Genomic DNA, 23,165 nt, shown 5'->3' with positions numbered 1-23,165 from the left:
CGCTGCGAAAGTCGCCGGTATGAGTGACGAAGTTATTCACAGGGGCGGAGTTGTCCCCAGCTTTTGAGCAAGATCCACATCTTTTCCCGAAGCGCTGCACGGTGATTCCTGCCGCGAAGTCCGCGGATTGCGGAATCGCTGGCCCCGGAACGATCCGAGAGCATCGCGAACCGCGATGAGGGTGCAGGGGGAAGGGAGTGGAGATCTTGGCCGGGTCCATCGCGTGGGATCGTCCGCCGGCCGCCGGAGCAGGGCGGGGCGGGCCACTGATCGTGACCGAGGATGTGGAACTGCTCGATGATCTGCTGCGCCTGTGCGCGGCGGCCGGGGCAGAACCGGAAGTCCATCACTCGCTGCCCGAGAACAGGGGAAGTTGGGAACAGGCCCCGATGGTTCTCGTGGGCGATGACGCCGCCCGGCGGTGCCGCGGGGCGGCGCGCAGACAGGGCGTGATGCTTGTCGGCCGGGAGCAGGACGCCCCGGACGTCTGGCGCCGTGCGGTGGAGATCGGGGCCGAATACGTACTGAGGCTGCCCGATTCGGAGGGGTGGCTGGTCGACCAGATCGCCAATGCGGTGGAAGGCGTGGGCCGGTCGGCGCTCACCGTGGGGGTGATCGGCGGGCGGGGCGGATCCGGTGCTTCCACGCTGGCCTGCGCCCTTGCGGTGACCGCCGCCAGGGCGGGTCGGCGGACGATGCTGATCGACGGCGACCCGCTCGGCGGAGGCATCGACGTGCTGCTCGGGGGCGAACGGGCCGAAGGGATGCGATGGCCGGATTTCGCCCATTCGAAGGGGCGGGTCGGCGGAGGCGCGCTGGAGGAGTCGCTGCCCGCGTTGCACGGGCTGCGGGTGCTCAGCTGGGGCCGTGACGACTGGGTGGTCGTCCCGCCCCGGGCCATGCAGGCCGTGCTGGCCGCCGCCCGCAGGCTCGGCGGGGTGGTCGTCGTCGATCTGCCCCGCCGGGTCGACGAGTCGGTGGCCGAGGCCCTTGCCCAGCTGGACCTGGGGCTGCTGGTGGTTCCGGGGGAACTCCGCGCGGTCGCGGCGGCTAAGCGGGTGGCCTCGATGGCCGGGATGGTCCTGGACGACCTGCGGGTCGTGGCCCGGGGCCCGTACGCGGCGGGTCTCGACGAGCGGTGGGTGGCCCAGGCACTGGGGCTGCCGCTCGTCGGTGAGCTGCCGATCGACTCCGGTCTGCTGGCCGATCAGGACAACGGATCACCGCCGGGCGGAAGCGCTCGCGGCCCATTGGCCAGGTTCTGTGCGGCGTTCTGGGAGCGGGCGCTCGCCGCGGAGAGCGCGGGGGGACGCACCGGCGGAGGTGCGTCATGACGGAGACGCTGCTCGACGCCGTGAGGCAACGGCTGGCGCAGAGCGGCGCGGCACCGACCCCGGCCGGAGTGGCGGCCGCGTTACGGGCCCAGGGGCGGTTGCTGGGGGACGTCGAAGTGCTCGGCGCGGCCGAGGAGTTGCGGGGCGAACTGGTCGGGACCGGGGTGCTGGAGCCGCTGCTCGCCGATCCGATGGTGACGGACGTACTGGTCTCCGCTCCGGACCGGGTGTGGGTGGACCGGGGCGGTGGGCTCGAACTGACCGGGGTGACCTTCGCGGACGCCGCCGCGGTGCGCAGGCTGGCGCAGCGGCTGGCGGCCGTGGCGGGACGGCGGCTGGACGACGCCCGCCCCTGGGTGGATGCCCGGCTGCCGGACGGCACCCGTATGCATGCCGTGCTGCCACCGGTGTCGGTCGGTTCGACGTGCCTGTCGCTGCGGGTGGTGCGGCCCAGGGCCTTCTCGCTGGCGGAACTGGTCGCGGCGGGGACCGTGCCGCCCGGCGGCGAGCGGGTGCTGCGGGCCCTGGTGGAGGCCCGTGTCTCGTACCTGATCAGCGGAGGGACGGGAGCGGGGAAGACGACTCTTCTGTCGAGTCTGCTGGGCGCGGTCGGGGAACGCGAGCGCATCGTGCTGGCCGAGGACTCGGCGGAGCTGCGGCCGGACCATCCGCATGTGGTGCGGCTGGAGTCGCGCCCCGCCAACCAGGAAGGGGCGGGGCGGGTGACGCTCCGGGACCTGGTGCGGCAGGCGCTGCGCATGAGGCCCGACCGACTGGTGGTCGGAGAGGTCCGCGGTGCCGAGGTCACGGAACTCCTGGCCGCCCTCAACACAGGTCATGAAGGTGGTTGCGGGACGGTCCACGCCAACGCGGCCGAGCACGTGCCGGCCCGTCTCGAAGCGCTGGGAACGGCGGCGGGGCTGGAGCGGACGGCGCTCCACAGCCAGCTGGCGGCAGCCCTGTCGGTGGTGGTCCACCTCGTGCGCGACCGGGCCGGGCAACGGCGGATCGCCGAGGTGCACGTTCTGGAGCGGGACACGGCGGGGCTGGTGGTGGCGGTGCCCGCCCTGCGCTGGGGCGTCGACGGTTTTGTACGGGAACGGGGCTGGGAACGGCTGCGCTCGCTGATCGGAGGCGCGCCGTGAGCGGTGGCGGTGCGTCGGTGGGGTCGGCGCCGGGCGTGGCCTGCGCGGCCGCTCTGTGCGCCGGAGCGGCGGCCTGGTTGGTGATGGCGCGGGACCACGGGCGGCAGAGGGCGCGGGTGCTGTTCGTCGACGGGCCGGTCCGCTCGCCGCTGCGTGTGTGGTGGGAGCGGGCCCGGGCACGGCTGCTGGGGCACTTGAGGGAGCGGAGGGAATGGCTCTGTCTTCCGGTGGCGCTGCTCGTCGCAGTGCTGGGGGAATCCGTGCTGCCGCTGCTCGCCGGGGCGGCGGCGGTCCCCCTGATGCGCCGGTGGCTGCGCGGGCGGGCCCGGAGACAGGAGCGGGAACGCCGCGAGGCAGGGGTGGCGGCACTGTGCGGCGCGGTCGTGGGCGAGCTGCGGGCCGGGCGCGAGCCGGGGCAGGCGCTGCTGGCCGCGGTCCGGGAAACGGGGGCGCTGGGGGCGGCGGAGGCCGGTGTGTCGGCGGCGGCCCGGTTCGGTGGTGATGTGTCGGCGGCACTCGGGCAGGCGGCGCGGGAGCCCGGCCTGGACGGGCTCGCCGGGGTGGCGGCCTGCTGGCGGGTGGCGGTGGACGGCGGGGCAGGGCTCGCGGCGGGCCTGGACCGCCTGGAAGGCGCGCTGCGGGCCGAGCGGCGCAGACGGGAGGAGTTACGGGCCCGGCTGGCGGGCGCCTGGTCGACGGTCGCCGTACTGGCCCTGCTGCCGGTGCTGGGCCTGGGCCTGGGAGCGGCGCTCGGAGCCGACCCGCTGAGGGTGCTGCTCCACACCCCGGCCGGCCTGGCCTGCGTGGTGGTGGGTGGCCTGTTGGAAGCCGCGGGGCTCTGGTGGGCCGGCCGGATCGTACGGGCGGGGGAGACGGCATGAGCGGAATCACCGGTGGGTTCGGGGCGGCGGTGTGCGCGATTCTCGGCCCGGCGGCCTTCTGGTCGGCCCTGGCCCTGGCAGGAACACGGCGGAGGCGGGCGGGGTGCCGTCGGGGCGCCGCGCTGCTGGCAGTTCCTCTGGAGAGACGCCGACGCCGACGCGGGCCCACGGTGTCCGGCGACCGGGCGAAGGAATGGATCGCACCCCTGGCGGCCGTGGTGACGGGCTGGGCCCTGATCGGTGGCCCGCTGGGGTGCGCGGCAGGGCTGACAGGGGGTTACGGCGCCTGGCGATGGCAGCGGGCCCGCAAGGGACACGAGCAGCGGGACGGGAAGGAGGAGCAGGCGTGGGCCGCACGCCAACTCCCGCTGGCGGCCGATCTGCTGGCGGCCTGCGTCTCTGCCGGTGCCGGGCCGGGAGAGGCGGCCGAAGCAGTGGGGGAGTCGCTCGGCGGGCCGGTCGGTACGAGCCTGGCACAGGTGGCCGCGGAGATCCGCCTCGGCGGTGAACCCGCGGCGGCCTGGGGGAGGTTCGGCGAGATCCCGGGGGCGGGCGCGCTGGCCCGCTGCCTGGACCGGGCAGGCTCGACCGGGGCCCCGGCGGCCGAACCGGTGGCGAGGCTGGCCGAGGTGATGCGGGCGGAGCGGGCGAGCGCCGCCATGGCGCGCGCACAACGCGCGGGCGTACTGATCACCGGTCCGGTCGGACTCTGCTTTCTGCCCGCCTTCCTGGCGGTGGGCGTGGCCCCGGTGGTGATGGGCCTGGCGACCGGACTGCTTCACACCGGGTGAACCAAAAGATCGGGCACCTGAATTTTTTCCTACGAGAACGAGCAGTCAGCGGGGGTTGAAATGGCACGGCGAATCAGGGACTGGGCACGTGGCGTGGCACGTCGGGTCCGGTCCGACAACGGCATGACGACATCCGAATACGCGGTGGGAACGATCGCGGCCTGCGCGTTCGCGGCGGTGCTCTACAAGGTGGTCACCAGTCAGCCGGTCATGTCCGCACTGCAGTCACTGCTGAAGGAAGCGCTCGATGCGAAGTTCTGAGCGCGGCCACGGGCGACGACCTGCCGGGTGTCGTTCCCGGAGCGCGGACGGAAGAGCCGGGGAGGGGCGGGACCGGGGCGCGGTGACGGCCGAAGCGGCCATGGCGGTTCCGGTGCTGGTGGTGTTCGCCCTGACGTTGGTCTGGGCTCTGATGGCGGCCTCCGCCCAGATCCGGTGCGTGGACGCGGCGAGAGCCGGGGCGAGGGCCGCGGCCCGCTCCGAACCGGAGGCACAGGCGCTGGGCGTCGCCCGGTCGGCGGCCCCCGAAGGGGCCGAGGTCGCGATGGAGCGGACCGGGGAGCTGTGGCGGGTGCGGGTCGAGGTTTCGACGCCGGGCCCCGGCCCGCTGGCCCTGACGCTCCACGCGGAGGCGGCGGCACTGGCCGAGGACACGGTGGGGGTGGGGCAGTGACCGGTGTACGGAAACGGGAACGGGCGCGGGCGCGGGGCAGCGGCAGGGGCGGAGGAGAGAGGGCGGGCGGGGACAGGGGGCTGGCGACGGTGTGGGTGGCGATGACCACGGCCACGTTGTGCGCGGTGTTCGCGGTGGTACTGGCGATCGGGCAGGTGGTGGTCGTTCGGCACCGGGCCGGCGGTGCGGCGGACCTGGCGGCCCTGGCAGCGGCTGACCGGGCCCTGCAAGGGCCCGGTGCGGCCTGCGGCATCGCCGGGAAGGTGGCCGAGGCACAGGGGGCGGTGCTGGTGCGGTGCGTGGTGGATGGGGAGATCGCCGATGTGACGGCCCGGGTGGGGTTCGGGCCGTACGAGTCGGAGATCAGGTCCCGGGCCGGTCCTCCGACCGCCACTCCGGGGCCGGTCGCCGCTCCGGGTCCGGGTTCGGCTCCTGCTCCGGGTCCGGCCCCTGCCCCGGCTCCGGGTCCTGCTCCGGGGCCGGTCGCCGCTCCGGGTCCGGCCCCTGTCCAGGCCTCGGCTCCGGATCCGGGTCCTACTCCGACTCCTGCTCCGGGGCCGGCTTCGATGGGGCCGGATCCGGGGGACCCGGGTCTTCGGGGGGCTGCGGGGTGGAGCGGAGGAGTTCCGTGAGGAGACGCACGGCGCCGCGCTTGTGCAGCGGTTCGTTGCCGTTGCCGCACTTGGGGGACTGGATGCAGGAGGGGCAGCCCGCCTCGCACTCGCAGGACGCGATGGCCCGGCGGGTCGCGGCCAGCCAGGCCCGGGCGGTGTGGAAGGCCCGCTCGGCGAATCCGGCGCCGCCCGGGTGGCCGTCGTACACGAAGACGGTGGGCAGCAGGGTGTCCGGATGCAGCGGCACGGAGACGCCACCGATGTCCCACCGGTCGCAGGTGGCGAAGAGCGGCAGCATCCCGATCGATGCGTGCTCCGCGGCGTGCAGGGCCCCGCCCAGGATCTCCGGATTGATCCGGGCGGCGTCGAGCTGGTCCTCGGTGACCGTCCACCACACGGCCCGGGTGCGCAGGGTGCGGGGCGGCAGGTCCAGTTTGGTCTCGCCGAGGACCTCGCCGGTGAGCAGTTTGCGGCGCAGGAAGGAGACGACCTGGTTGGTCACTTCGACGGAGCCGTAACAGAGCCGTCCGTCGCCCCAGGGGATCTCGGTGTCGGTCTCCAGGACGGCGATGGAGGTGGTGTCGCGCGCGGTGGTGGAGTAGGGCGGGACGGCCTCTTCGACCAGGGCCACCGAGTCCTCCAGGTCCAGTTTCCGGACCAGGTAGGTGCGTCCCTGGTGGAGGTGGACGGCGCCTTCGTGGACAGCGGTGTGCGCGGCCGATTCGTCGATGGTGCCCAGGAGCCGACCGGTGCCCTCCTCGACGATCTGGACGGGGCGTCCGCCCTCGCCGCGGATGTCGGTGAGATCGACGGCGCGTTCGCGGCGGGTCCAGTGCCAGCCCGTCGCCCGTCTGCGCAGCAGCTTCGCCGCTTCCAGCTGCGGCAGCAGTTCGGCCCCGGCGGGGCCGAAGAGATCCAGGTCGGGCCGGGTGAGGGGGAGCTCGGCCGCGGCGGCGCACAGATGGGGGGCGAGGACGTACGGGTTGTCCGGGTCGAGGACGGTCGACTCCACCGGCTGCTGGAACAGCGCCTCGGGGTGGTGGACGAGGAAGGTGTCCAGCGGGTCGTCGCGGGCCACCAGGACGGCCAGGGCGCCCTGGCCGGCGCGCCCGGCCCGACCGGCCTGCTGCCACAGCGACGCCCTGGTGCCGGGGTAGCCGGCGATGACGACGGCGTCCAGCCCGGAGACGTCCACGCCGAGTTCCAGGGCGGTGGTGGCGGCCAGGCCGAGCAGCTGTCCGGAGTGCAGGGCGCGTTCCAGGGCGCGGCGTTCCTCGGGGAGGTAGCCCCCGCGGTAGGCGGCGACCCGGTCGGGCAGGGAGCGGTCCACCTCGGCGAGGCGTTCCTTGGCGATGACGGAGATCAGCTCGGCGCCGCGCCGGGAGCGCACGAAGGCGACCGAGCGGACGCCCTGGACGGTCAGATCGGTGAGGAGGTCGGCGGTCTCGGCGGTGGCGGTGCGGCGTACGGGCGCGCCCTTCTCCCCGTGCAGCTCGGTCAGGGGCGGCTCCCACAGGGCGAAGACGAGTTCGCCGCGGGGCGAGGCGTCGTCGGCGATCTCCGTGACCCGGAGGCCGGTGAGGCGGCCTGCGGCGACGGAGGGCTCCGCCGCCGTGGCGGAGGCGAGGAGGAAGACCGGATCCGCGCCGTAGCGGGCGCACAGACGGCGGAGGCGGCGCACCACCTGGGCGACGTGGGAGCCGAAGACACCGCGGTAGGTGTGGCACTCGTCGATGACGACGAAGCGCAGGGCGCGCAGGAAGGAGGACCAACGCGGGTGGGACGGGAGTATGCCGCGGTGCAGCATGTCGGGGTTGGTCAGGACGTAGTTGGCGTACTGGCGCACCCATTCGCGTTCCTCGACCGGCGTGTCGCCGTCGTAGAGCGCAGGTCTGACGGCGTTGCCGAGCGGTGCCGCGAGTTCCTTCACCGCCCGCCTCTGGTCGGCGGCCAGGGCCTTGGTGGGGGCCAGGTACAGGGCGGTGGAGCCGCGGCCGTTCGGGGCCTCGGAGCCGTCGAGCAGGGTGCTGAGGACGGGGGCGAGGTAGGCGAGCGACTTGCCGGAGGCGGTGCCGGTGGCGATGACCACGGATTCGCCGTCCAGGGCGTGCTCGGCGGCCGCCGCCTGATGTGCCCACGGATGGTCGATTCCGGCCTTCCGGATCGCGGCGACGACTTCCGGCCGGATGCGATCGGGCCAGATGGCATGGGTTCCCGCACGCGGGGGCAAGTGCTCCGTATGAGTGATGCGCGCGGACCGGCCCGCCACTGCGGCGAGCCGGTCGAGGACCATGGCGGGAGAGGGGCTGGAGTCCTCGTTCCCGAGTGGTCGGCTGAGGCGGTGATTCTTGGCCATCGGCACCGAGTGTGTCACTGGCGTGACGGACAATGGCCCCAAGGCGTCGTGCATGCCTGCTGGTAAGTGATTGAATGCCATCGCGGCTGGCGATCCGTTCCCCGGCTCCGCCGGGGAGACCGAGGGGCGACCGCTCGATAGCAAGGTGCTGGAGGATCCGTGGACCTGTCCTTGTCGACTCGCAATGTGTCCGGCCCTGGTGGCGACCGTACGGTCGTCGAGGTCGGTGGCGAGATTGATGTGTATACCGCGCCCAAGCTGCGCGAGCAGTTGGTCGAGTTGGTGAATGACGGCAGCTACCACCTGGTTGTCGACATGGAAGGCGTCGACTTCCTCGACTCCACCGGCCTCGGCGTGCTGGTGGGCGGCCTGAAGCGTGTCCGGGCCCACGAGGGCTCGCTGCGCCTGGTCTGCAACCAGGAGCGCATTCTCAAGATCTTCCGGATCACCGGTCTGACCAAGGTGTTCCCGATCCACACCACGGTCGACGAGGCCGTGGCGGCCACCGACTGACGTCCGGTTCCACCGTTCGGGCCGGCCGAGGGGCCGGTCCGGCACCGGATCGGCGCACGGCCCGGGTGCCGGGCCCCGGCAGGCGGGACCGTCCGATATGGACGGGCTTCGCCGTCGGGCGGCCGGTTGCCGTGGCCGGACCCCCGGGCGGTCGCGCGGCTTTCCTGCCGGGCGGCCGGTCGGACGGTCGGACGGGTGCGGTTCCATCGGCCGGGCATGGGCGAGCGGTGGCCGGGAAACCGGCGCCGGGAGCCCTGAACGGCCGAAGGAGGAGCCGGAACGATCCGGTGCCTCGGTACCGGAACGATTCGGTGCCCCGCCATGGGGTCGGACGGTCGGGCCCTTTGGTGTCCGGGCGGCCTGCCAGGTGGTCCGGGGCGACCGGGGCAGCCGTTGGTCGGGGTTCGCCGATCGGGTCGGTTGCCCGCCGGGTGGCCGGGCCGTCTGCCGGTCGGACGGGTGATCGTGTTGCCGGGGGTCGGCGTGGCTGTCCGCCGGTCGGGTCATCGCCCGGCCGGACCGTCGGCCGACGCCCGGCCGACCGGTGGTCGGGCGCACGTCGGGCCGTCGGCGGCTTGCCGTTCGGCAGGTGGTGGCCGGTCTGCCCCCCCCGAGGTTTGTGGGTCGGCGCGGACCGGTGTGTGATGGTCGGTGGCGGCCTGCCGGCCGGGCTGTACGTTCGGTGTCCGGTCGGCTCGGAAGCGGGCCGGTCACCGGGTGGACGTCCGCGGATGTCTGCCGTTGGTGAATGTCTGTCGTCGGCCGGGGGCCGTACGTCGATGGTCCGGTTCGCCCGGCGGTCGACGGACAGGTCGGCCGGTCGTCGATCCCTGCAGGTTCCGGGAAGAGAAGTCCGTTCCTGCAGGTTCCGGAAGAAGAGCAGGGGCGTCGGGCAGTGGGCCCGGAACCCTGGGATGCACGCCCGTACGTCTGAGGGGGATCGCATGGCCACCGTTGAACTCCGCTTCAGTGCCCAGCCCGAACATGTCAGGACGGCCCGCCTCGTGGCCGCCGCCGTGGCACGCCGGGCGGGTATCGACGAAGCCGTGCTCGACGAGGTCAGACTCGCCGTCGGTGAGGCCTGCAGCCGCGCCGTGGGGCTGCACCGCAGCCATGGCATCACCGCTCCCGTCACCGTCGCCCTGATCGAGGAGGAGAAGTCCTTCGCCGTGGAGGTCGGCGACGAGGTGCCGGGGCCGGGCGCCGAGCCCACCCTCGGCGGGCGGCCCGGAGCGTCCGAGGCACACGGCGCCACGCCCGGCGCGGGACTCGACGAACCGGACCACGAGAGCGACGCGGACGGCGAGGACCAGATGGGTCTCGCGGTCATCAGCGGCCTCGTCGACGACGTGGAGGTCCGGTCGGGGATCAACGGTGGAGTGATCCGCATGACCTGGCCGAAGGCACCCGTGGACGCCCTTCCCTGAAGACACGGAAGGCACAGAAGACACGGAAAGGCGCAGAAAGCACGGAAGACACGGGAAGGGACGGGAAGGCACGTGGGATGCGGAAGGCGCGAGAGGCACTTCTCTGAAGACTCCCGGGGGCGAGCTCCGGGGCGCACACCGCCGTCTCCGTCGGGGTGCGGTCCGCCCGTCAGGACGCGGCTCCACCCCTCTTCCGGCCCATTTCTCGTTTCTCGATCCACCATTTGAGGCCCTGCTGAGCAGGGCCTTTATTTATTTCTCTGCGACCGGTGATCCCGGGAAAATGCGCCTGCCCCATTACTGCATTCGGGTCGATCTCGTGCCTCGATCATTTAATGACCGGCCGACTGTGGGCAATCGGATTAACCCTGCACTGTTTTGATCGGCTCCCGCTCCTTACAATTCGTCCACGACTTGAGCGCTGAGCGTCAAGGAGGACGTATGGCGGAGATCCTCAACACCCCACTGGTAGGAATGGCGCAAGATTCCGCATTCTCCGGCCTCTCCGGCCGCCCCGATTCCCTGGCCGCCGCGGTACTCACCGACGGCAATCGGGCGATCGTGGTCGTCGTCGCGGTCGTGGCCGTCGCCGCCCTGGTGGTGGCCCGATTGCTGGTGCGCCAGGTGCTGGCGGCCGGCGAGGGCACCGAGCGCATGAAAGAGATCGCGGCCGCCGTCCAGGAAGGCGCGAACGCCTATCTGGCCCGACAGCTGCGTACGGTGGGCGTCTTTGCCGTCGTGGTCTTCTTCCTTCTGTTGCTGCTGCCGGCCGACAACTGGTCGCAACGCGCGGGACGTTCGCTGTTCTTCCTCATCGGTGCGCTTTTCTCGGCGGCCACCGGATACATCGGTATGCGGCTTGCCGTGCGCAGTAATGTCCGTGTGGCTGCTGCTGCGCGTGAGGCGACGCCCGCGGGGGGAGAACCGGAAAAAGACCTCACCACCGTTTCGCACAAGGCAATGAAGATCGCTTTTCGTACCGGTGGTGTGGTCGGCATGATCACCGTGGGTCTCGGTCTGCTCGGCGCTTCCTGCGTCGTACTCGTCTATGCCGCCGACGCCCCGAAGGTGCTGGAGGGCTTCGGCCTCGGTGCCGCGCTGATCGCCATGTTCATGAGGGTCGGCGGCGGGATCTTCACCAAGGCGGCGGACGTCGGCGCCGACCTGGTGGGCAAGGTCGAACAGGGCATTCCGGAGGACGATCCGCGCAACGCGGCCACCATTGCCGACAACGTGGGCGACAACGTCGGTGACTGCGCAGGCATGGCGGCCGACCTCTTCGAGTCGTACGCCGTGACGCTCGTCGCCGCGCTGATCCTGGGCAAGGCCGCCTTCGGCGACTCGGGACTGGCCTTCCCGCTGATCGTCCCGGCGATCGGAGTGATCACCGCGATGATCGGGATCTTCGCGGTCGCCCCGCGCCGCGCCGATCGCAGCGGAATGACCGCCATCAACCGCGGGTTCTTCGTCTCCGCGGTGATCTCGTTGGTGCTGGTGGCCGTGGCCGTCTTCCTCTACCTGCCCTCCTCGTACGCGGAGCTGGCCGGGGTCGGCGACAGCTCGATCACCTCGCACGGCGGCGACCCGCGGCTCCTCGCGCTGGTCGCCGTCGCCATCGGCATCGTGCTGGCGGCCCTGATCCAGCAGCTGACCGGTTACTTCACCGAGACCGGCCGACGCCCCGTCCAGGACATCGGCAAGTCCTCGCTGACCGGACCGGCCACCGTCGTGCTCGCCGGCATCTCCATCGGACTGGAGTCCGCCGTCTACACGGCGCTGCTGATCGGACTCGGCGTCTACGGGGCGTTCCTGCTCGGCGGTACGTCGATCATGCTGGCGCTCTTCGCGGTGGCCCTCGCGGGGACCGGGCTGCTCACCACCGTCGGCGTCATCGTCGCCATGGACACCTTCGGGCCGGTCTCGGACAACGCACAGGGCATCGCCGAGATGTCGGGCGACGTCACGGGGGCCGGGGCGCAGGTCCTCACCGACCTCGACGCCGTCGGCAACACCACGAAGGCCATCACCAAGGGCATTGCCATCGCCACCGCGGTCCTGGCGGCCTCGGCGCTCTTCGGCTCGTACCGCGACGCGATCGCCACGGCGGTCGACGACGTGGCGGCCGGGGCGGGGGAGATGACGCTCAGCCTGGACATCTCGCAGCCGAACAACCTGGTGGGCCTGATCCTCGGCGCCGCGGTCGTCTTCCTCTTCTCGGGGCTCGCGATCAACGCGGTGTCGCGGTCCGCCGGAGCGGTGGTCTACGAGGTGCGGCGGCAGTTCCGCGAGCACCCGGGGATCATGGACCGCGGTGAGCGGCCCGAGTACGGGCGCGTCGTCGACATCTGCACCAAGGACGCCCTGCGCGAACTCGCCACGCCCGGCCTGCTCGCCGTCCTGGCGCCGATCGCCGTCGGGTTCACGCTCGGTGTCGGGGCGCTCGGTTCGTACCTCGCGGGCGCCATCGGGACGGGCACCCTGATGGCGGTCTTCCTCGCCAACTCCGGCGGGGCGTGGGACAACGCCAAGAAACTCGTCGAGGACGGTCATCACGGCGGCAAGGGCAGCGAGGCCCATGCCGCGACCGTCATCGGCGACACGGTCGGCGACCCGTTCAAGGACACGGCGGGTCCGGCGATCAACCCCCTGCTCAAGGTGATGAACCTGGTCGCGCTGCTCATCGCCCCGGCCGTGGTGCAGTTCAGCTACGGGCAGGACGCGAGCGCCGGTGTGCGGGTCCTGGTGGCGGCGATCGCCGTCGCGGTCGTCGTCGGGGCGGTCTACGTCTCCAAGCGGCGTGGCATCGCCGTGGAGGACGGGGAGGACGGGGAGAACCCCGGTGACGGGGACCGGTCCTCGGGGCCGCGGGGGCAGGCGGCCGTCTCGTGAGGCGGCGGAGGCGGAGGCGGAGGCGGCGACGAAGGGTGCTGCGAAGAGGGTGGGCCGAGGGAGCCCGGGAGGCCCCGGGCCAATGAGCGGGCGGGCGGCGCATCCTGATGTGCCGTCCGCTTCTTCGTCCCTCTGCCCTCTGCTTCTCTGCTTGCTCCTCTGCCTGCTCCTCCGTGTTTGCTTCTTTCTCTGCCGCTCCGGCCGTTCTTCCGGCCGCTCCTTCGCCCCCTGACCGATCTGCCCGATCTGCCCGGTCGTCCGTCCGGCCGTATCGTGGCGGTGGTGCCGCAGGCCGGTTCAGGCCGTCGAATCCGTACTCCGTTCGAGTGGTTGCTCGTTCAGGTGTTCGCGGCTTCCAGGGGCTGTGCGGGTGAGTTGTATCTCCCTCATTTCCCTTGGTGCAAATGGCTGCAAAAGGCCATTCACCGGACGTCCGGCTCGCGGAAGGAGGGCGCCCGCCGTGTAAGTTCCGGGGCCGAGAGCCTTGGAAGGGACCGATCCGGTGAACAAGAAGCTAGCGGCCGCACTGTCCGGCGGTGCGGTACTGGTGATCACGCTGTCGGGCTGCAGCAGCGACGACGACAAGAGCGAGAAGGTGAACGCCTGGGCCAAGCAGGTCTGCGACCAGGTCCAGCCCCAGCTCCAGAAGATCGCGAACGCGAACGCCGACATCCAGCAGCAGACCGCCGACAACAGCAAGCCCGTCGACGTGCAGCGCACCGACTCGGCCGCCTTCCAGCAGATCTCGCAGGCGTACAAGGCGCTGGGCGCGGCCGTCGAGTCGGCCGGTCCGCCGCCGGTCGACGGCGGCGAGACCACGCAGAAGGAGGCCGTCAAGGAACTCAACGCCTCCTCCGCGGCGTACGCGGACCTGCAGAAGAAGGTCGACGCCCTGGACACGAAGGACCAGGCGAAGTTCGCCGACGGGCTCAAGGGCATCGCGGACGAACTGGACAAGATCAGCAACAGCGGTGACAAGGCGCTGAAGAAGCTCCAGTCCGGAGAGGTCGGCGCCGCGATGGCCAAGCAGAAGGGCTGTCAGAAGCCGACGGCCTCGACGCAGCCGAAGTCCTCCACCACGCCATCCGGATCACCCAGCAAGAAGGCGTGACCCGGCGACGGGCGGGAGCCCCGCCGGAACGCGGAACCGGCTGTGCGGACGGCCCGGCGGCCCCGATGGGCGCCGGGCCGCTGCCGTTGTCGGTGGGAGCGGCCACAATGGGCGGGTGAGTACGACCAGCCTCCCCGCGCCCGACCGTTCGCCCCTGCTCCGCGAGGCCCTGCTCGCCGCGGACTTCACCGCCGACGGGCTCCTCGACCTGCTCGGCGCGCCCGCCTACGCGGCGCTCGCCCGCAGCGAGACGGTCCCGGCGCTGCGCGCCACCCGGGGCGAATCGCCGCTCGACACGCTGGTCCGGCTCTTCCTGCTCCAGCACCCGGTGCCGTACGAGCGGGCCCGTGCGGCGCTGCCGCTGGCCGAGTGCGTCGAGGACGGCTGGGTGACCCGCACCGGCGACGAGGTGCGGGCCGCGGTCGACGTGCGGCCGTACGGCGGGCCCGAGGGGCAGGACTGGTACATCGTCTCGGACCTGGGCTGCGCGGTCGGCGGCGCGGGCGGCATCGGCTCGCGCGAGGAGGGCGTGGTCCTCGGCGTCGGCGGGGCGTCCACCACGCTCGCCGGAATCACCGTCCGTACGCCTGTCGCCTCCGCGCTCGACGTCGGTACGGGCTCGGGCATCCAGGCGCTGCACGCCTCGCAGCACGCCACCCGGGTCACGGCCACCGACGTCAACCCCCGGGCGCTGGAGTTCACCCGGCTGACGCTCGCCCTGTCCGGCGTCGCCCCGGCCGAGCTGCGCGAGGGCTCCCTCTACGAACCGGTGGGCACGGAGACGTACGACCTGATCGTCTCCAACCCGCCGTTCGTCATCTCGCCCGGTGCCCGGCTCACCTACCGCGACGGCGGGATGGGCGGCGACGACCTGTGCCGGACCCTGGTGCGGCAGACGGGCGACCGGCTGAACGAGGGCGGGTACGCCCACTTCCTGGCCAACTGGCAGCACGTCGAGGGCGAGGAGTGGCAGAGCCGGGTGAGCTCCTGGATCCCGCACGGCTGCGATGCCTGGATCGTGCAGCGCGAGGTCCAGGACGTCACGCAGTACGCGGAGCTGTGGCTGCGCGACGGCGGCGACCACCGTACGGACCCCGCCGAGTACGCGGCGCGGTACGACGCCTGGCTGGACGAGTTCGAGGCCCGCAAGACCAAGGGCGTCGGCTTCGGCTGGATCACCCTGCGCAGGTCCGCCGCGGCCGCCGCCGGGAATCCGTCCATCGTGATCGAGGAGTGGCCGCACGCGGTGGAGCAGCCGCTCGGACCGGCCGTCGAGGCCCACTTCGCCCGCCAGGACTACCTCCGTGAGCAGGACGACGCCGCGCTCCTGGCCGGGCGCTTCACGCTGGCCGCCGAGGTGGTGCAGGAACAGGTGGGGCTGCCGGGCGCGGAGGACCCCGAGCACGTGGTGCTCCGTCAGAACCGGGGCATGCGACGCGCGACGAAGGTCGACGCCGTCGGAGCGGGCTTCGCGGGCGTGTGCGACGGGACGCTGCCGGCGGGCCGGATCCTGGACGCGATCGCCCAGCTGATGAACGAGGACCCGGTGCTGCTGCGTGACCGGACCCCGCAGGCGATCCGGCTGCTGGTGGAGGAGGGCTTCCTGGAGCCGGTGCCGCCGTCGGCGGGATGAGCGCGTGACTCCGGTTCCGGTTTCCGGCCGCTGGGACCGGGGCGCCGGACCACGGGGCCGCTGGGCCGACGGGCGGCTGGGCCGCCACAGTCGGCGACCCTACGGGCTCCGTTCCCGTTCGGACCCGTTTCGCCGTACGCGCGGACCCGGGTCGCCGTAGGTGACGAGCCGCCCCGTCGGCAGCGGGCGCGGGCCGATTGCCGCCCGCGTCGCGCCGGGGTCGCGGATTCCGGTTGGTTCCGGCCGGTGCGCGGCCCGGGATGCCCGGAAGTACGGGCCGGGACGCCCGGTGGTACGTGACCGGGGCGGTGGAGCGGTGTGGGCCGGGGTGCCCGGGGGTGCGTGATCGGGAGGCCCGGCGGTACGTGACCGGGGCGGTGGAGCGGTGTGGGCCGGGACGGTCCGGCGACGCGTGCCGGGACGGCGAATCCGGTCATTCACCCGGGGTTCGCGTCGACGACGTCCAGGAGTGGCAGCCTCCCCCTGGACGGATGGCACACCCCCGACCGGATGGGGAACCCGTGCACGGGACCGGGGCACGGGACCGGGGCACCGGCCCCGGATACCGGGATACCCGGACACGGGGATACCCGGATGCCGGAGGTACGGGACAAGGGAGGCGTACGGACATGGAGAGCGGACCCGCGGTCTTCGCCGGAATGGCGTTCGCGCTGTTCGGAGCCGTACTGCTGCTGTGGACGGGGGCGCGCGTGCTGCACCGCGCGCCGGTCGCGCACGGCGTGAGCCCCGTGGCTTCCGCCGCTCTTGCCACCGGGTTCGGCGTACTCTTTCTCGCTCTCGGTGTGTGGTGCTTCACCCGCGTCTGATCCACTCCCGTCCGGCACCGGACGGGGAGCACGGGGCGCGACGGACCGTGGCGGGGAACACGCCCGGGTCGTCCGCATCTCGCCCCCGGTGCCCGTAACGCCGTCACCGCGCCCCGAAACCCGCAGGCAGCGGCCGTGCGCACGGGGGACGGGGTGGTCCGGGCGGCAGGAATGGCGGAAGTCGGGTTACCGTTCGAGTGGCCGTTGCGGGCTTTTGCCGTTTGACACGGGGGCGGGTTGTACCGTCACACTCCGCAGCGACAGCACCGTGGGCAGCGTCATCGCGCTGCCCGGATGCCCACCGAGTGTCGACCGGAGAGAAGAGCGAAGTTGTCCCCGACCAGCGAGACCGCACAGGGCGGCCGCCGACTCGTCATCGTCGAGTCGCCTGCCAAGGCGAAGACGATCAAGGGCTACCTCGGCCCCGGATACGTGGTCGAGGCGAGCGTCGGGCACATCCGCGACCTGCCGAACGGCGCCGCAGAGGTCCCGGACGAGTACACCGGTGAGGTCCGCCGGCTCGGCGTCGACGTCGAGCACGACTTCCAGCCCGTCTACGTCGTCAACGCGGACAAGAAGGCCCAGGTCAGGAAGCTGAAGCAGCTCCTTGCCGAGTCCGACGAACTCTTCCTCGCCACCGATGAGGACCGCGAGGGCGAAGCCATCGCGTGGCACCTGCAGGAAGTCCTGAAGCCCAAGGTCCCGGTCCACCGGATGGTCTTCCACGAGATCACCAAGGACGCGATCCGGGCCGCCGTCGCCAACCCGCGCGAGCTCAACCAGCGCATGGTCGACGCCCAGGAGACCCGCCGCATCCTCGACCGGCTCTACGGTTACGAGGTCTCGCCGGTCCTGTGGAAGAAGGTCATGCCGCGCCTGTCGGCCGGCCGCGTCCAGTCCGTGGCGACCCGGCTCGTCGTCGAGCGGGAGCGCGAGCGCATCGCCTTCCGCTCCGCCGAGTACTGGGACCTCACCGGAACCTTCGCCACCGGCCGCGCCGGTGACTCCTCCGACCCCTCGACGCTCGCTGCCCGGCTCAGCACGGTCGACGGCCGCCGCGTCGCGCAGGGCCGTGACTTCGGCCCGGACGGGCAGCTGAAGCCCGGCTCCGGCCAGGTGCTGCACCTGGACGAGGCGAACGCCCGCGCCCTGGCCGCCGCGCTCGCCGACACCGCGTTCACCGTGCGGTCCGTCGAGTCGAAGCCGTACCGCCGCTCCCCGTACGCCCCGTTCCGGACGACGACCCTCCAGCAGGAGGCGAGCCGGAAGCTGGGCTTCGGCGCCAAGGCCACCATGCAGGTCGCGCAGAAGCTGTACGAGAACGGCTTCATCACCTACATGCGCACCGACTCCACGATCCTCTCGGACACCGCGGTCGCCGCGGCGCGGGCGCAGGTCACGCAGCTGTACGGCGCCGACTACCTGCCGGACAAGCCGCGCACGTACGCCGGGAAGGTCAAGAACGCGCAGGAGGCGCACGAGGCGATCCGCCCCTCCGGCGACCGCTTCCGCACCCCCGCGGAGACCGGCCTCACCGGCGACCAGTTCCGGCTGTACGAGCTGATCTGGAAGCGGACCGTCGCCTCCCAGATGAAGGACGCGGTCGGCAACTCCGTCACCGTCAAGATCGGCGGCCGGGCCGGCGACGGCCGGGACGCCGAGTTCTCCGCGTCCGGCAAGACGATCACCTTCCACGGCTTCATGAAGGCGTACGTCGAGGGCGCCGACGACCCGAACGCCGAGCTCGACGACCGTGAGCGGCGGCTGCCGCAGGTCGCCGAGGGCGACGCGCTGTCCGCCGAGGAGATCTCGGCCGACGGCCACGCCACCAAGCCGCCGGCCCGCTACACCGAGGCCTCGCTGGTCAAGGAGCTGGAGGAGCGCGAGATCGGCCGCCCGTCGACGTACGCGTCGATCATCGGCACGATCCTGGACCGCGGCTACGTCTTCAAGAAGGGCACGGCGCTCGTCCCGTCGTTCCTCTCCTTCGCCGTCGTCAACCTGCTGGAGAAGCACTTCGGCCGACTCGTCGACTACGACTTCACCGCGAAGATGGAGGACGACCTCGACCGCATCGCGCGCGGCGAGGCCCAGGCCGTCCCGTGGCTGAAGCGTTTCTACTTCGGCGCCGGGGACGACACGGCCGGCGCGGGCGCGGCCTCCGACGCGGGCAACGGCGACGGCGACCACCTCGGCGGTCTGAAGGAGCTCGTCACCGACCTCGGCGCGATCGACGCGCGCGAGATCTCCTCCTTCCCCGTCGGCAACGACATCAAGCTGCGGGTCGGCCGCTACGGGCCGTACATCGAGCGCGGCGAGAAGGACGCCGAGGGCCACCAGCGCGCGGACGTGCCGGAGGACCTGGCGCCCGACGAGCTCTCGGTCGAGTACGCGGAGGAACTGCTGGCCAGGCCCAGCGGCGCCTTCGAACTCGGCACGGACCCGGTCACCGGGCACCAGATCATCGCGAAGGACGGGCGTTACGGCCCGTACGTCACCGAGGTGCTGCCCGAGGGCACCCCGAAGACCGGCAAGAACGCGGTGAAGCCGCGCACCGCCTCGCTCTTCAAGTCCATGTCCCTGGACACGGTGACGCTGGCCGACGCACTCAGGCTGATGTCGCTGCCGCGCGTCGTGGGCGAGGACGCCGATGGCGTCGAGATCACCGCGCAGAACGGCCGCTACGGCCCGTACCTGAAGAAGGGGACGGACTCGCGGTCGCTCACCAGCGAGGAGCAGCTCTTCGACATCACGCTCGAAGAGGCCCTCGCGATCTACGCCCAGCCCAAGCAGCGCGGCCGGGCCGCCGCCAAGCCGCCGCTGAAGGAACTGGGCACGGACCCGGTGAGCGGGGCCCCGGTCGTGGTCAAGGACGGCCGGTTCGGCCCGTACGTCACCGACGGCGAGACGAACGCGACGCTGCGCACCGGCGACAGCGTCGAGACCATCACGCCGGAACGCGGCTACGAGCTGCTCGCCGAGAAGCGCGCCAAGGGGCCCGCCAAGAAGAAGACGGCGAAGAAGGCCCCGGCCAAGAAGACGGCCGCGAAGAAGACGACCGCCAAGAAGACCACGGCGGCGGCCAAGAAGACGGCGGCGAAGAAGACCACGACCGCGAAGAAGACCACGACGGCGAAGAAGGCGACGGCCGCGAAGAAGGCGACGGCCGCGGCGTCCGTGGAGGACTGAGGCCCGGGGGCCGGAGTGGCCCTCCGCGTCGGATCACTGCGGAAACGGCGGTCGGACAGGGCGGCCGGGTGCGCGGGCTGGGTACGCCAAATGGCCGGGTACGTCAATGGGGGGCCGGGGAGACCCGGCCCCTTCGGCGTGGGCGTCGGCGTGCGCGCCGGCGCCCGCGCGCATCGGGCCGGGCGGCCGGAAAGCACAGGCCGGGGCGGGACGCTCCGGGTGGACCGCGGACGCCGGAACTGCTCGGGCGCCCGTATGTTCGGACGGGGCCTCCGGGGACCCCGCAGCTCCGGATAGGCTGGGCGGATGACGCGAGCCGAGCAGCCAACGGTCGTGAGCCCCACCTCCGACACACTTGCCGCAGACTCACGCGAGCGCGCCGTACGAGCCCTGTTGCGTGTTCCCCCGCTGAAGCGGTTGTGGAGCGCGCAGCTCGTCGGCGGTATCGGCGATGCACTCGCCCTTCTCGTGCTGGTGCTGATGTCGCTGCAAGCGGCGGTCCAGGAGGGCTCATTCGGGACCGGGTACCGAGGGGCGGCCTTTGCCGTCGCCGCGGTGTTCGGCGCCCGGATCCTCGCCACCCTCCTCTTCGGGGCCGTCCTCCTGGGCCCGCTGACGACGCTCACCGCGCCCGGCGGATCGCTGGACCGGCGGTGGCTGATGATCGGCACGGACGGGCTGCGGCTCGCGCTGCTGGTCGTCGCGCCGCTGTGGATCGACTGGATGCCCGACAAGGCGCTCATGATGATCCTCATCACTGTCTTCGTGACCGGCGCCGCCGAACGCCTGTGGACGGTCGCCAAGGACGGCGCGGCCCCCGCGCTGCTGCCCGCCCCGCCCATCGAGGGCGCCGCCGTGCGCCCGCTGCCCGACCACCTCGACGCACTGCGCCGGCTCTCCATCCGCACCGACTTCGCCGCGATCCCCGTGGCCGCGGCCGTCCTGCTGGTCGCCACGCTCATCGGCAACCTGCTGGGCTCGGGCCTGGAGTGGTTCTCGATCCACCAGGCGGCCCTCGGTTCGTACCTCGCCGCCGGGCTCTTCTCGGCCTCGATCTCCGTCCTGTACTTCCTGGAGCTGCCCGGCACGCAGACGCCCCGCCCGCGCTCGCCGCTGGAGGGCCTGCGCCGCCCGTCGAGCGGCAACGGACCCGACAAGGGCCGCACCGGGGCCGTCCCGCTGGTCGTCGCCGCCTCGGCCACGGTCGCGGGGGGCATCGCCGCCGCTGCCGCCGTCGCCGTGCTGCACGCCGCCGACCTGGGCGGCGGACCCGCCACCTTCGCCCTGCTGGTCCTCGGCCTGACCGGCGCCACCGGCCTCGGCATCCGCACCGCCGGGAAGGTCCTGCCGACCCTGTCGCGGCGCCGGCTGCTCGCCCTGGCCACCGCCACCACCGGCATCGCGCTCCTCGCGATGGGCCTCGTGCCGGACACGGCGACCGTGCTGATGATCGCGGTGCTCGCCGGGTACGCGGCCGGGGTCGCCGCCCACACCGGTCACGTCCTGGTCGACCAGGAGACCGAGGAGACCCGCCGGGCCAGGACCACCGAACACCTCCAGGCCGTCGCCCGGGTCCTCATCGCGCTCGGGGCGCTCGGCGGTCCGCTGCTGGCCGCCGCGATCGGCACCCACCGGCTGACCGCCGGGGACTTCGTCTTCGCCCACGGCGGGGCGGCCTTCACCCTGATGCTGATCGGCGCGCTGCTGCTGCCCGTCGCCGCGATCGTGCTCGCCAAGACGGACGACCGCTCCGGCGTGCCGCTGCGCCGCGACCTGCGCGAGGCGCTGCGCGGCGGCGACCCGGCCGTCGCCCCCGCCGCGAACGGGTTCTTCATCGCCCTGGAGGGCGGTGACGGCGCCGGCAAGTCCACCCAGGTCGAGGCGCTCGCCGCGTGGATCCGGGCCAAGGGCCACGAGGTCGTCGTCACCCGGGAGCCGGGGGCGACCCCGGTCGGCAAGCGGCTGCGCTCGATCCTGCTCGACGTGTCGTCGGCCGGGCTCTCCAACCGGGCCGAGGCACTGCTGTACGCCGCCGACCGGGCCGAGCACATCGACTCGCTCGTCCGCCCGGCGCTGGAGCGCGGCGCGATCGTCATCTCCGACCGCTACATCGACTCGTCCGTCGCCTACCAGGGCGCCGGCCGCGATCTGTCCCCGACCGAGATCGCCCGGATCTCGCGCTGGGCGACGAGCGGACTCGTACCGCATCTGACGGTGCTGCTGGACGTGGACCCGGAGACGGCGCGGGAGCGGTTCACCGAGGCGCCCGACCGGCTGGAGTCCGAGCCGCCGGAGTTCCACGCCCGGGTGCGGGCCGGTTTCCTGACGCTGGCCGCCGCCGACCCGACCCGCTACCTGGTGGTGGACGCGGGCCAGGACCCGGAGGCCGTCACCACGGTCGTACGCCACCGGCTCGACCAGCTCCTCCCGCTCTCCGAGGCCGAGATCAAGGCTCAGGAGGAGGCGCGCCGGGCGGCCGAGGAGGAGGCCAGGCGCAAGGCCGAGGAAGAGGCGGCGCGCAAGGCCGAGGAGGAGCGGCTGGAGCGCGAGCGGCAGGCGCAGCTGGCCAAGCTCCGTGCCGAGGAGGAGGAGCGCAAGGCCCGCGAGCTGGAGGAGGCACGCCGCCGCGAGGCCGAACGCCTGGCGGAGGAGGCCCGGCAGCGGGCCGAGGAAGCCCGGCGCGTGGCCGAGGAGGAGCGGATCCGCCGCGAGGCCGAGGAAGCTGCCCGGGAGGCCGAACAGGCCCGGCTGCGCCGTCAGGCCGAGGAGGAGGCACGGCAGCGCAAGGAGGCCGAGGCGCTGCGGCTGGAGAAGCAGCGCAAGGCCGAGGAGGCGCTGCTGAGGGCCGAGGAGGCGCGCCGTCGGGCCGAGGCCGAGGCCGCCGAGGCGGCGGAACGGGCCAGGGCGGAGGCCGCCGCGGCCGCCTCCGTGCCGGAGAACGAGATCACGGTCCCGACGCCGATCGTCAACCCGAACGACGTGACGCAGCAGGTGCCCTCGCCGGCCGCCCCGGCCACGGGTTCCGACGAGGCCGAGACGGCGATGCTCCCGAAGGTCGACGACCGGCCCGGTACGCCGGGTGCCGCGGACGAGACGGCGGTCCTTCCGCCGGTGCGGGACGCCGCGCAGCCGCGCGAGACGCGGTCGGCGCGTCCGGAGGACCGGGTCCCGCGGGGCATTTTCCGCGACGAGCAGCCGGCGGACTCCGCCCCGGAGGGCGAGAACGAGCGCACCCGTGAGCTCCCGCAGATCGGCGACCCGCAGGCGGCGCAGGGCCGGTGGGAGGACGAGCAGCGCAGCCGGCGGCCCCGCCCCGACTGGGCCGAGGAGACCCCGCTGGACGACCTGCCGACGCTGGCGGACGAGCTGCTGGGCGACCGGCGCGACCTCGACGACGGGGACCAGGGCCGCTCCGGCAGGGGCCGCCGCCCGCGCCGCTGAGGAACGGACCGGACGGCGACGGGACGGACGGGACGGCGACGGCGCCAGCCGACGGCGACGGGACAGCGGGACAGCGGGACGACCGGGTGGGGCAGTCGTGACGGATGAGACCGTCGGGCTGCCCCACCCGTCCGTTCGGGCGACCTGTTCGCGGGGATCGGGGCCGGTCCGGGCGCACGGTCCGCAGGAGTCGGGGCCGGTCCGGGCGTATGGCCTTGGGCACAGGACCTCTGGACGCAGGACCCGGGCGGTTGGCGGGCCGGGCGGCCTTGATGGCGGCTCCCTGCCGGGATTGTCAGACCCGTCCCCCACAATGGATGCCGGATCATGGAAGCCGGACC

At 72.7% G+C, this 23,165-nt stretch carries 16 protein-coding genes; 15 read left to right on the top strand and 1 reads right to left on the bottom strand.

The genetic code is table 11. The features are described 5' to 3' along the window. Positions 1-206: 206 nt before the first annotated feature. The 7 genes from ssd (at position 207) to OCT49_RS40100 (ending at position 5,456) form a co-directional block, all read left to right on the top strand. A complete protein-coding gene (ssd, locus tag OCT49_RS14885) occupies positions 207-1,334 on the top strand; it encodes a septum site-determining protein Ssd (RefSeq protein WP_502963380.1) in 1,128 nt (375 codons plus the stop codon). After that, a complete protein-coding gene (locus OCT49_RS14880) occupies positions 1,331-2,479 on the top strand; it encodes a TadA family conjugal transfer-associated ATPase (protein WP_283852358.1) in 1,149 nt (382 codons plus the stop codon). The genes ssd and OCT49_RS14880 overlap by 4 nt, the downstream gene beginning before the upstream one ends. Continuing rightward, positions 2,476-3,360, top strand: coding sequence for a type II secretion system F family protein (locus tag OCT49_RS14875; protein WP_502963379.1), 885 nt, complete (start codon positions 2,476-2,478; stop codon positions 3,358-3,360). The genes OCT49_RS14880 and OCT49_RS14875 overlap by 4 nt, the downstream gene beginning before the upstream one ends. Beyond that, positions 3,357-4,151 (top strand): type II secretion system F family protein, encoded by a 795-nt coding sequence (locus tag OCT49_RS14870; RefSeq protein WP_283852357.1) that lies wholly within the window; start codon positions 3,357-3,359, stop codon positions 4,149-4,151. Before OCT49_RS14875 ends, OCT49_RS14870 begins: the two co-directional genes overlap by 4 nt. A gap of 60 nt (positions 4,152-4,211) precedes the next feature. Continuing rightward, positions 4,212-4,412: a DUF4244 domain-containing protein gene (locus OCT49_RS14865; RefSeq protein ID WP_187438947.1), complete on the top strand. Its 201-nt coding sequence runs from the start codon at positions 4,212-4,214 to the stop codon at positions 4,410-4,412. Then, positions 4,399-4,824 (top strand): TadE family type IV pilus minor pilin, encoded by a 426-nt coding sequence (locus OCT49_RS14860; RefSeq protein ID WP_283852355.1) that lies wholly within the window; start codon positions 4,399-4,401, stop codon positions 4,822-4,824. Before OCT49_RS14865 ends, OCT49_RS14860 begins: the two co-directional genes overlap by 14 nt. A 101-nt stretch (positions 4,825-4,925) precedes the next feature. Further along, entirely contained in the window at positions 4,926-5,456 is a 531-nt protein-coding gene (locus OCT49_RS40100; protein WP_502963378.1) for an Rv3654c family TadE-like protein, read from the top strand. Here OCT49_RS40100 and OCT49_RS14850 read toward each other — a convergent pair. Beyond that, positions 5,359-7,875: a DEAD/DEAH box helicase gene (locus OCT49_RS14850; protein WP_283852354.1), complete on the bottom strand. Its 2,517-nt coding sequence runs from the start codon at positions 7,873-7,875 to the stop codon at positions 5,359-5,361. The genes OCT49_RS40100 and OCT49_RS14850 overlap by 98 nt on opposite strands. A gap of 78 nt (positions 7,876-7,953) precedes the next feature. Between OCT49_RS14850 and OCT49_RS14845 the strand changes: the two genes are divergently transcribed. The 8 genes from OCT49_RS14845 to tmk all read left to right on the top strand — a co-directional run bounded on the left by OCT49_RS14845 (position 7,954) and on the right by tmk (position 22,824). Continuing rightward, positions 7,954-8,307 (top strand): STAS domain-containing protein, encoded by a 354-nt coding sequence (locus OCT49_RS14845; RefSeq protein WP_003967428.1) that lies wholly within the window; start codon positions 7,954-7,956, stop codon positions 8,305-8,307. A gap of 944 nt (positions 8,308-9,251) precedes the next feature. Continuing rightward, positions 9,252-9,734, top strand: coding sequence for an ATP-binding protein (locus tag OCT49_RS14840; RefSeq protein WP_283852353.1), 483 nt, complete (start codon positions 9,252-9,254; stop codon positions 9,732-9,734). Between the two features lie 441 nt (positions 9,735-10,175). After that, positions 10,176-12,623 carry a sodium-translocating pyrophosphatase gene (locus OCT49_RS14835; protein ID WP_283852352.1) on the top strand — a complete coding sequence of 816 codons (2,448 nt, stop codon included), beginning with the start codon at positions 10,176-10,178 and terminating at the stop codon, positions 12,621-12,623. A 502-nt stretch (positions 12,624-13,125) separates the two neighbouring features. Continuing rightward, positions 13,126-13,734, top strand: a complete 609-nt coding sequence (locus OCT49_RS14830) for a small secreted protein (RefSeq protein ID WP_283852351.1) — start codon at positions 13,126-13,128, stop codon at positions 13,732-13,734. Between the two features lie 115 nt (positions 13,735-13,849). Then, the gene (locus tag OCT49_RS14825) at positions 13,850-15,367 is read left to right on the top strand and encodes a DUF7059 domain-containing protein (protein WP_283852350.1); all 1,518 of its coding nucleotides are present in this window, start codon (positions 13,850-13,852) and stop codon (positions 15,365-15,367) included. Positions 15,368-15,996: 629 nt separating this feature from the next. Beyond that, a complete protein-coding gene (locus OCT49_RS14820; protein ID WP_283852349.1) occupies positions 15,997-16,194 on the top strand; it encodes a hypothetical protein in 198 nt (65 codons plus the stop codon). Between the two features lie 330 nt (positions 16,195-16,524). Then, the gene (topA, locus tag OCT49_RS14815) at positions 16,525-19,383 is read left to right on the top strand and encodes a type I DNA topoisomerase (protein WP_283852348.1); all 2,859 of its coding nucleotides are present in this window, start codon (positions 16,525-16,527) and stop codon (positions 19,381-19,383) included. A 306-nt stretch (positions 19,384-19,689) separates the two neighbouring features. After that, on the top strand, positions 19,690-22,824 hold the full coding sequence (gene tmk / locus OCT49_RS14810) for a dTMP kinase (RefSeq protein WP_283852347.1): 3,135 nt from the start codon (positions 19,690-19,692) through the stop codon (positions 22,822-22,824). Positions 22,825-23,165: the final 341 nt, after the last annotated feature.

Source organism: Streptomyces sp. ML-6, assembly GCF_030116705.1.
GTDB lineage: Bacteria > Actinomycetota > Actinomycetes > Streptomycetales > Streptomycetaceae > Streptomyces.
This window is presented reverse-complemented; position numbering and strand designations above follow the sequence as displayed.

Coding starts and splice junctions, on each gene's coding strand:
- OCT49_RS14880 (WP_283852358.1), top strand. CDS start 1,331: ATGACGGAGACGCTGCTCGACGCCGTGAGGCAACGGCTGGCGCAGAGC.
- OCT49_RS14870 (WP_283852357.1), top strand. CDS start 3,357: ATGAGCGGAATCACCGGTGGGTTCGGGGCGGCGGTGTGCGCGATTCTC.
- OCT49_RS14865 (WP_187438947.1), top strand. CDS start 4,212: ATGGCACGGCGAATCAGGGACTGGGCACGTGGCGTGGCACGTCGGGTC.
- OCT49_RS14860 (WP_283852355.1), top strand. CDS start 4,399: ATGCGAAGTTCTGAGCGCGGCCACGGGCGACGACCTGCCGGGTGTCGT.
- OCT49_RS40100 (WP_502963378.1), top strand. CDS start 4,926: ATGACCACGGCCACGTTGTGCGCGGTGTTCGCGGTGGTACTGGCGATC.
- OCT49_RS14850 (WP_283852354.1), bottom strand. CDS start 7,875: ATGGCATTCAATCACTTACCAGCAGGCATGCACGACGCCTTGGGGCCA.
- OCT49_RS14840 (WP_283852353.1), top strand. CDS start 9,252: ATGGCCACCGTTGAACTCCGCTTCAGTGCCCAGCCCGAACATGTCAGG.
- OCT49_RS14835 (WP_283852352.1), top strand. CDS start 10,176: ATGGCGGAGATCCTCAACACCCCACTGGTAGGAATGGCGCAAGATTCC.
- OCT49_RS14820 (WP_283852349.1), top strand. CDS start 15,997: ATGGAGAGCGGACCCGCGGTCTTCGCCGGAATGGCGTTCGCGCTGTTC.
- tmk (WP_283852347.1), top strand. CDS start 19,690: ATGACGCGAGCCGAGCAGCCAACGGTCGTGAGCCCCACCTCCGACACA.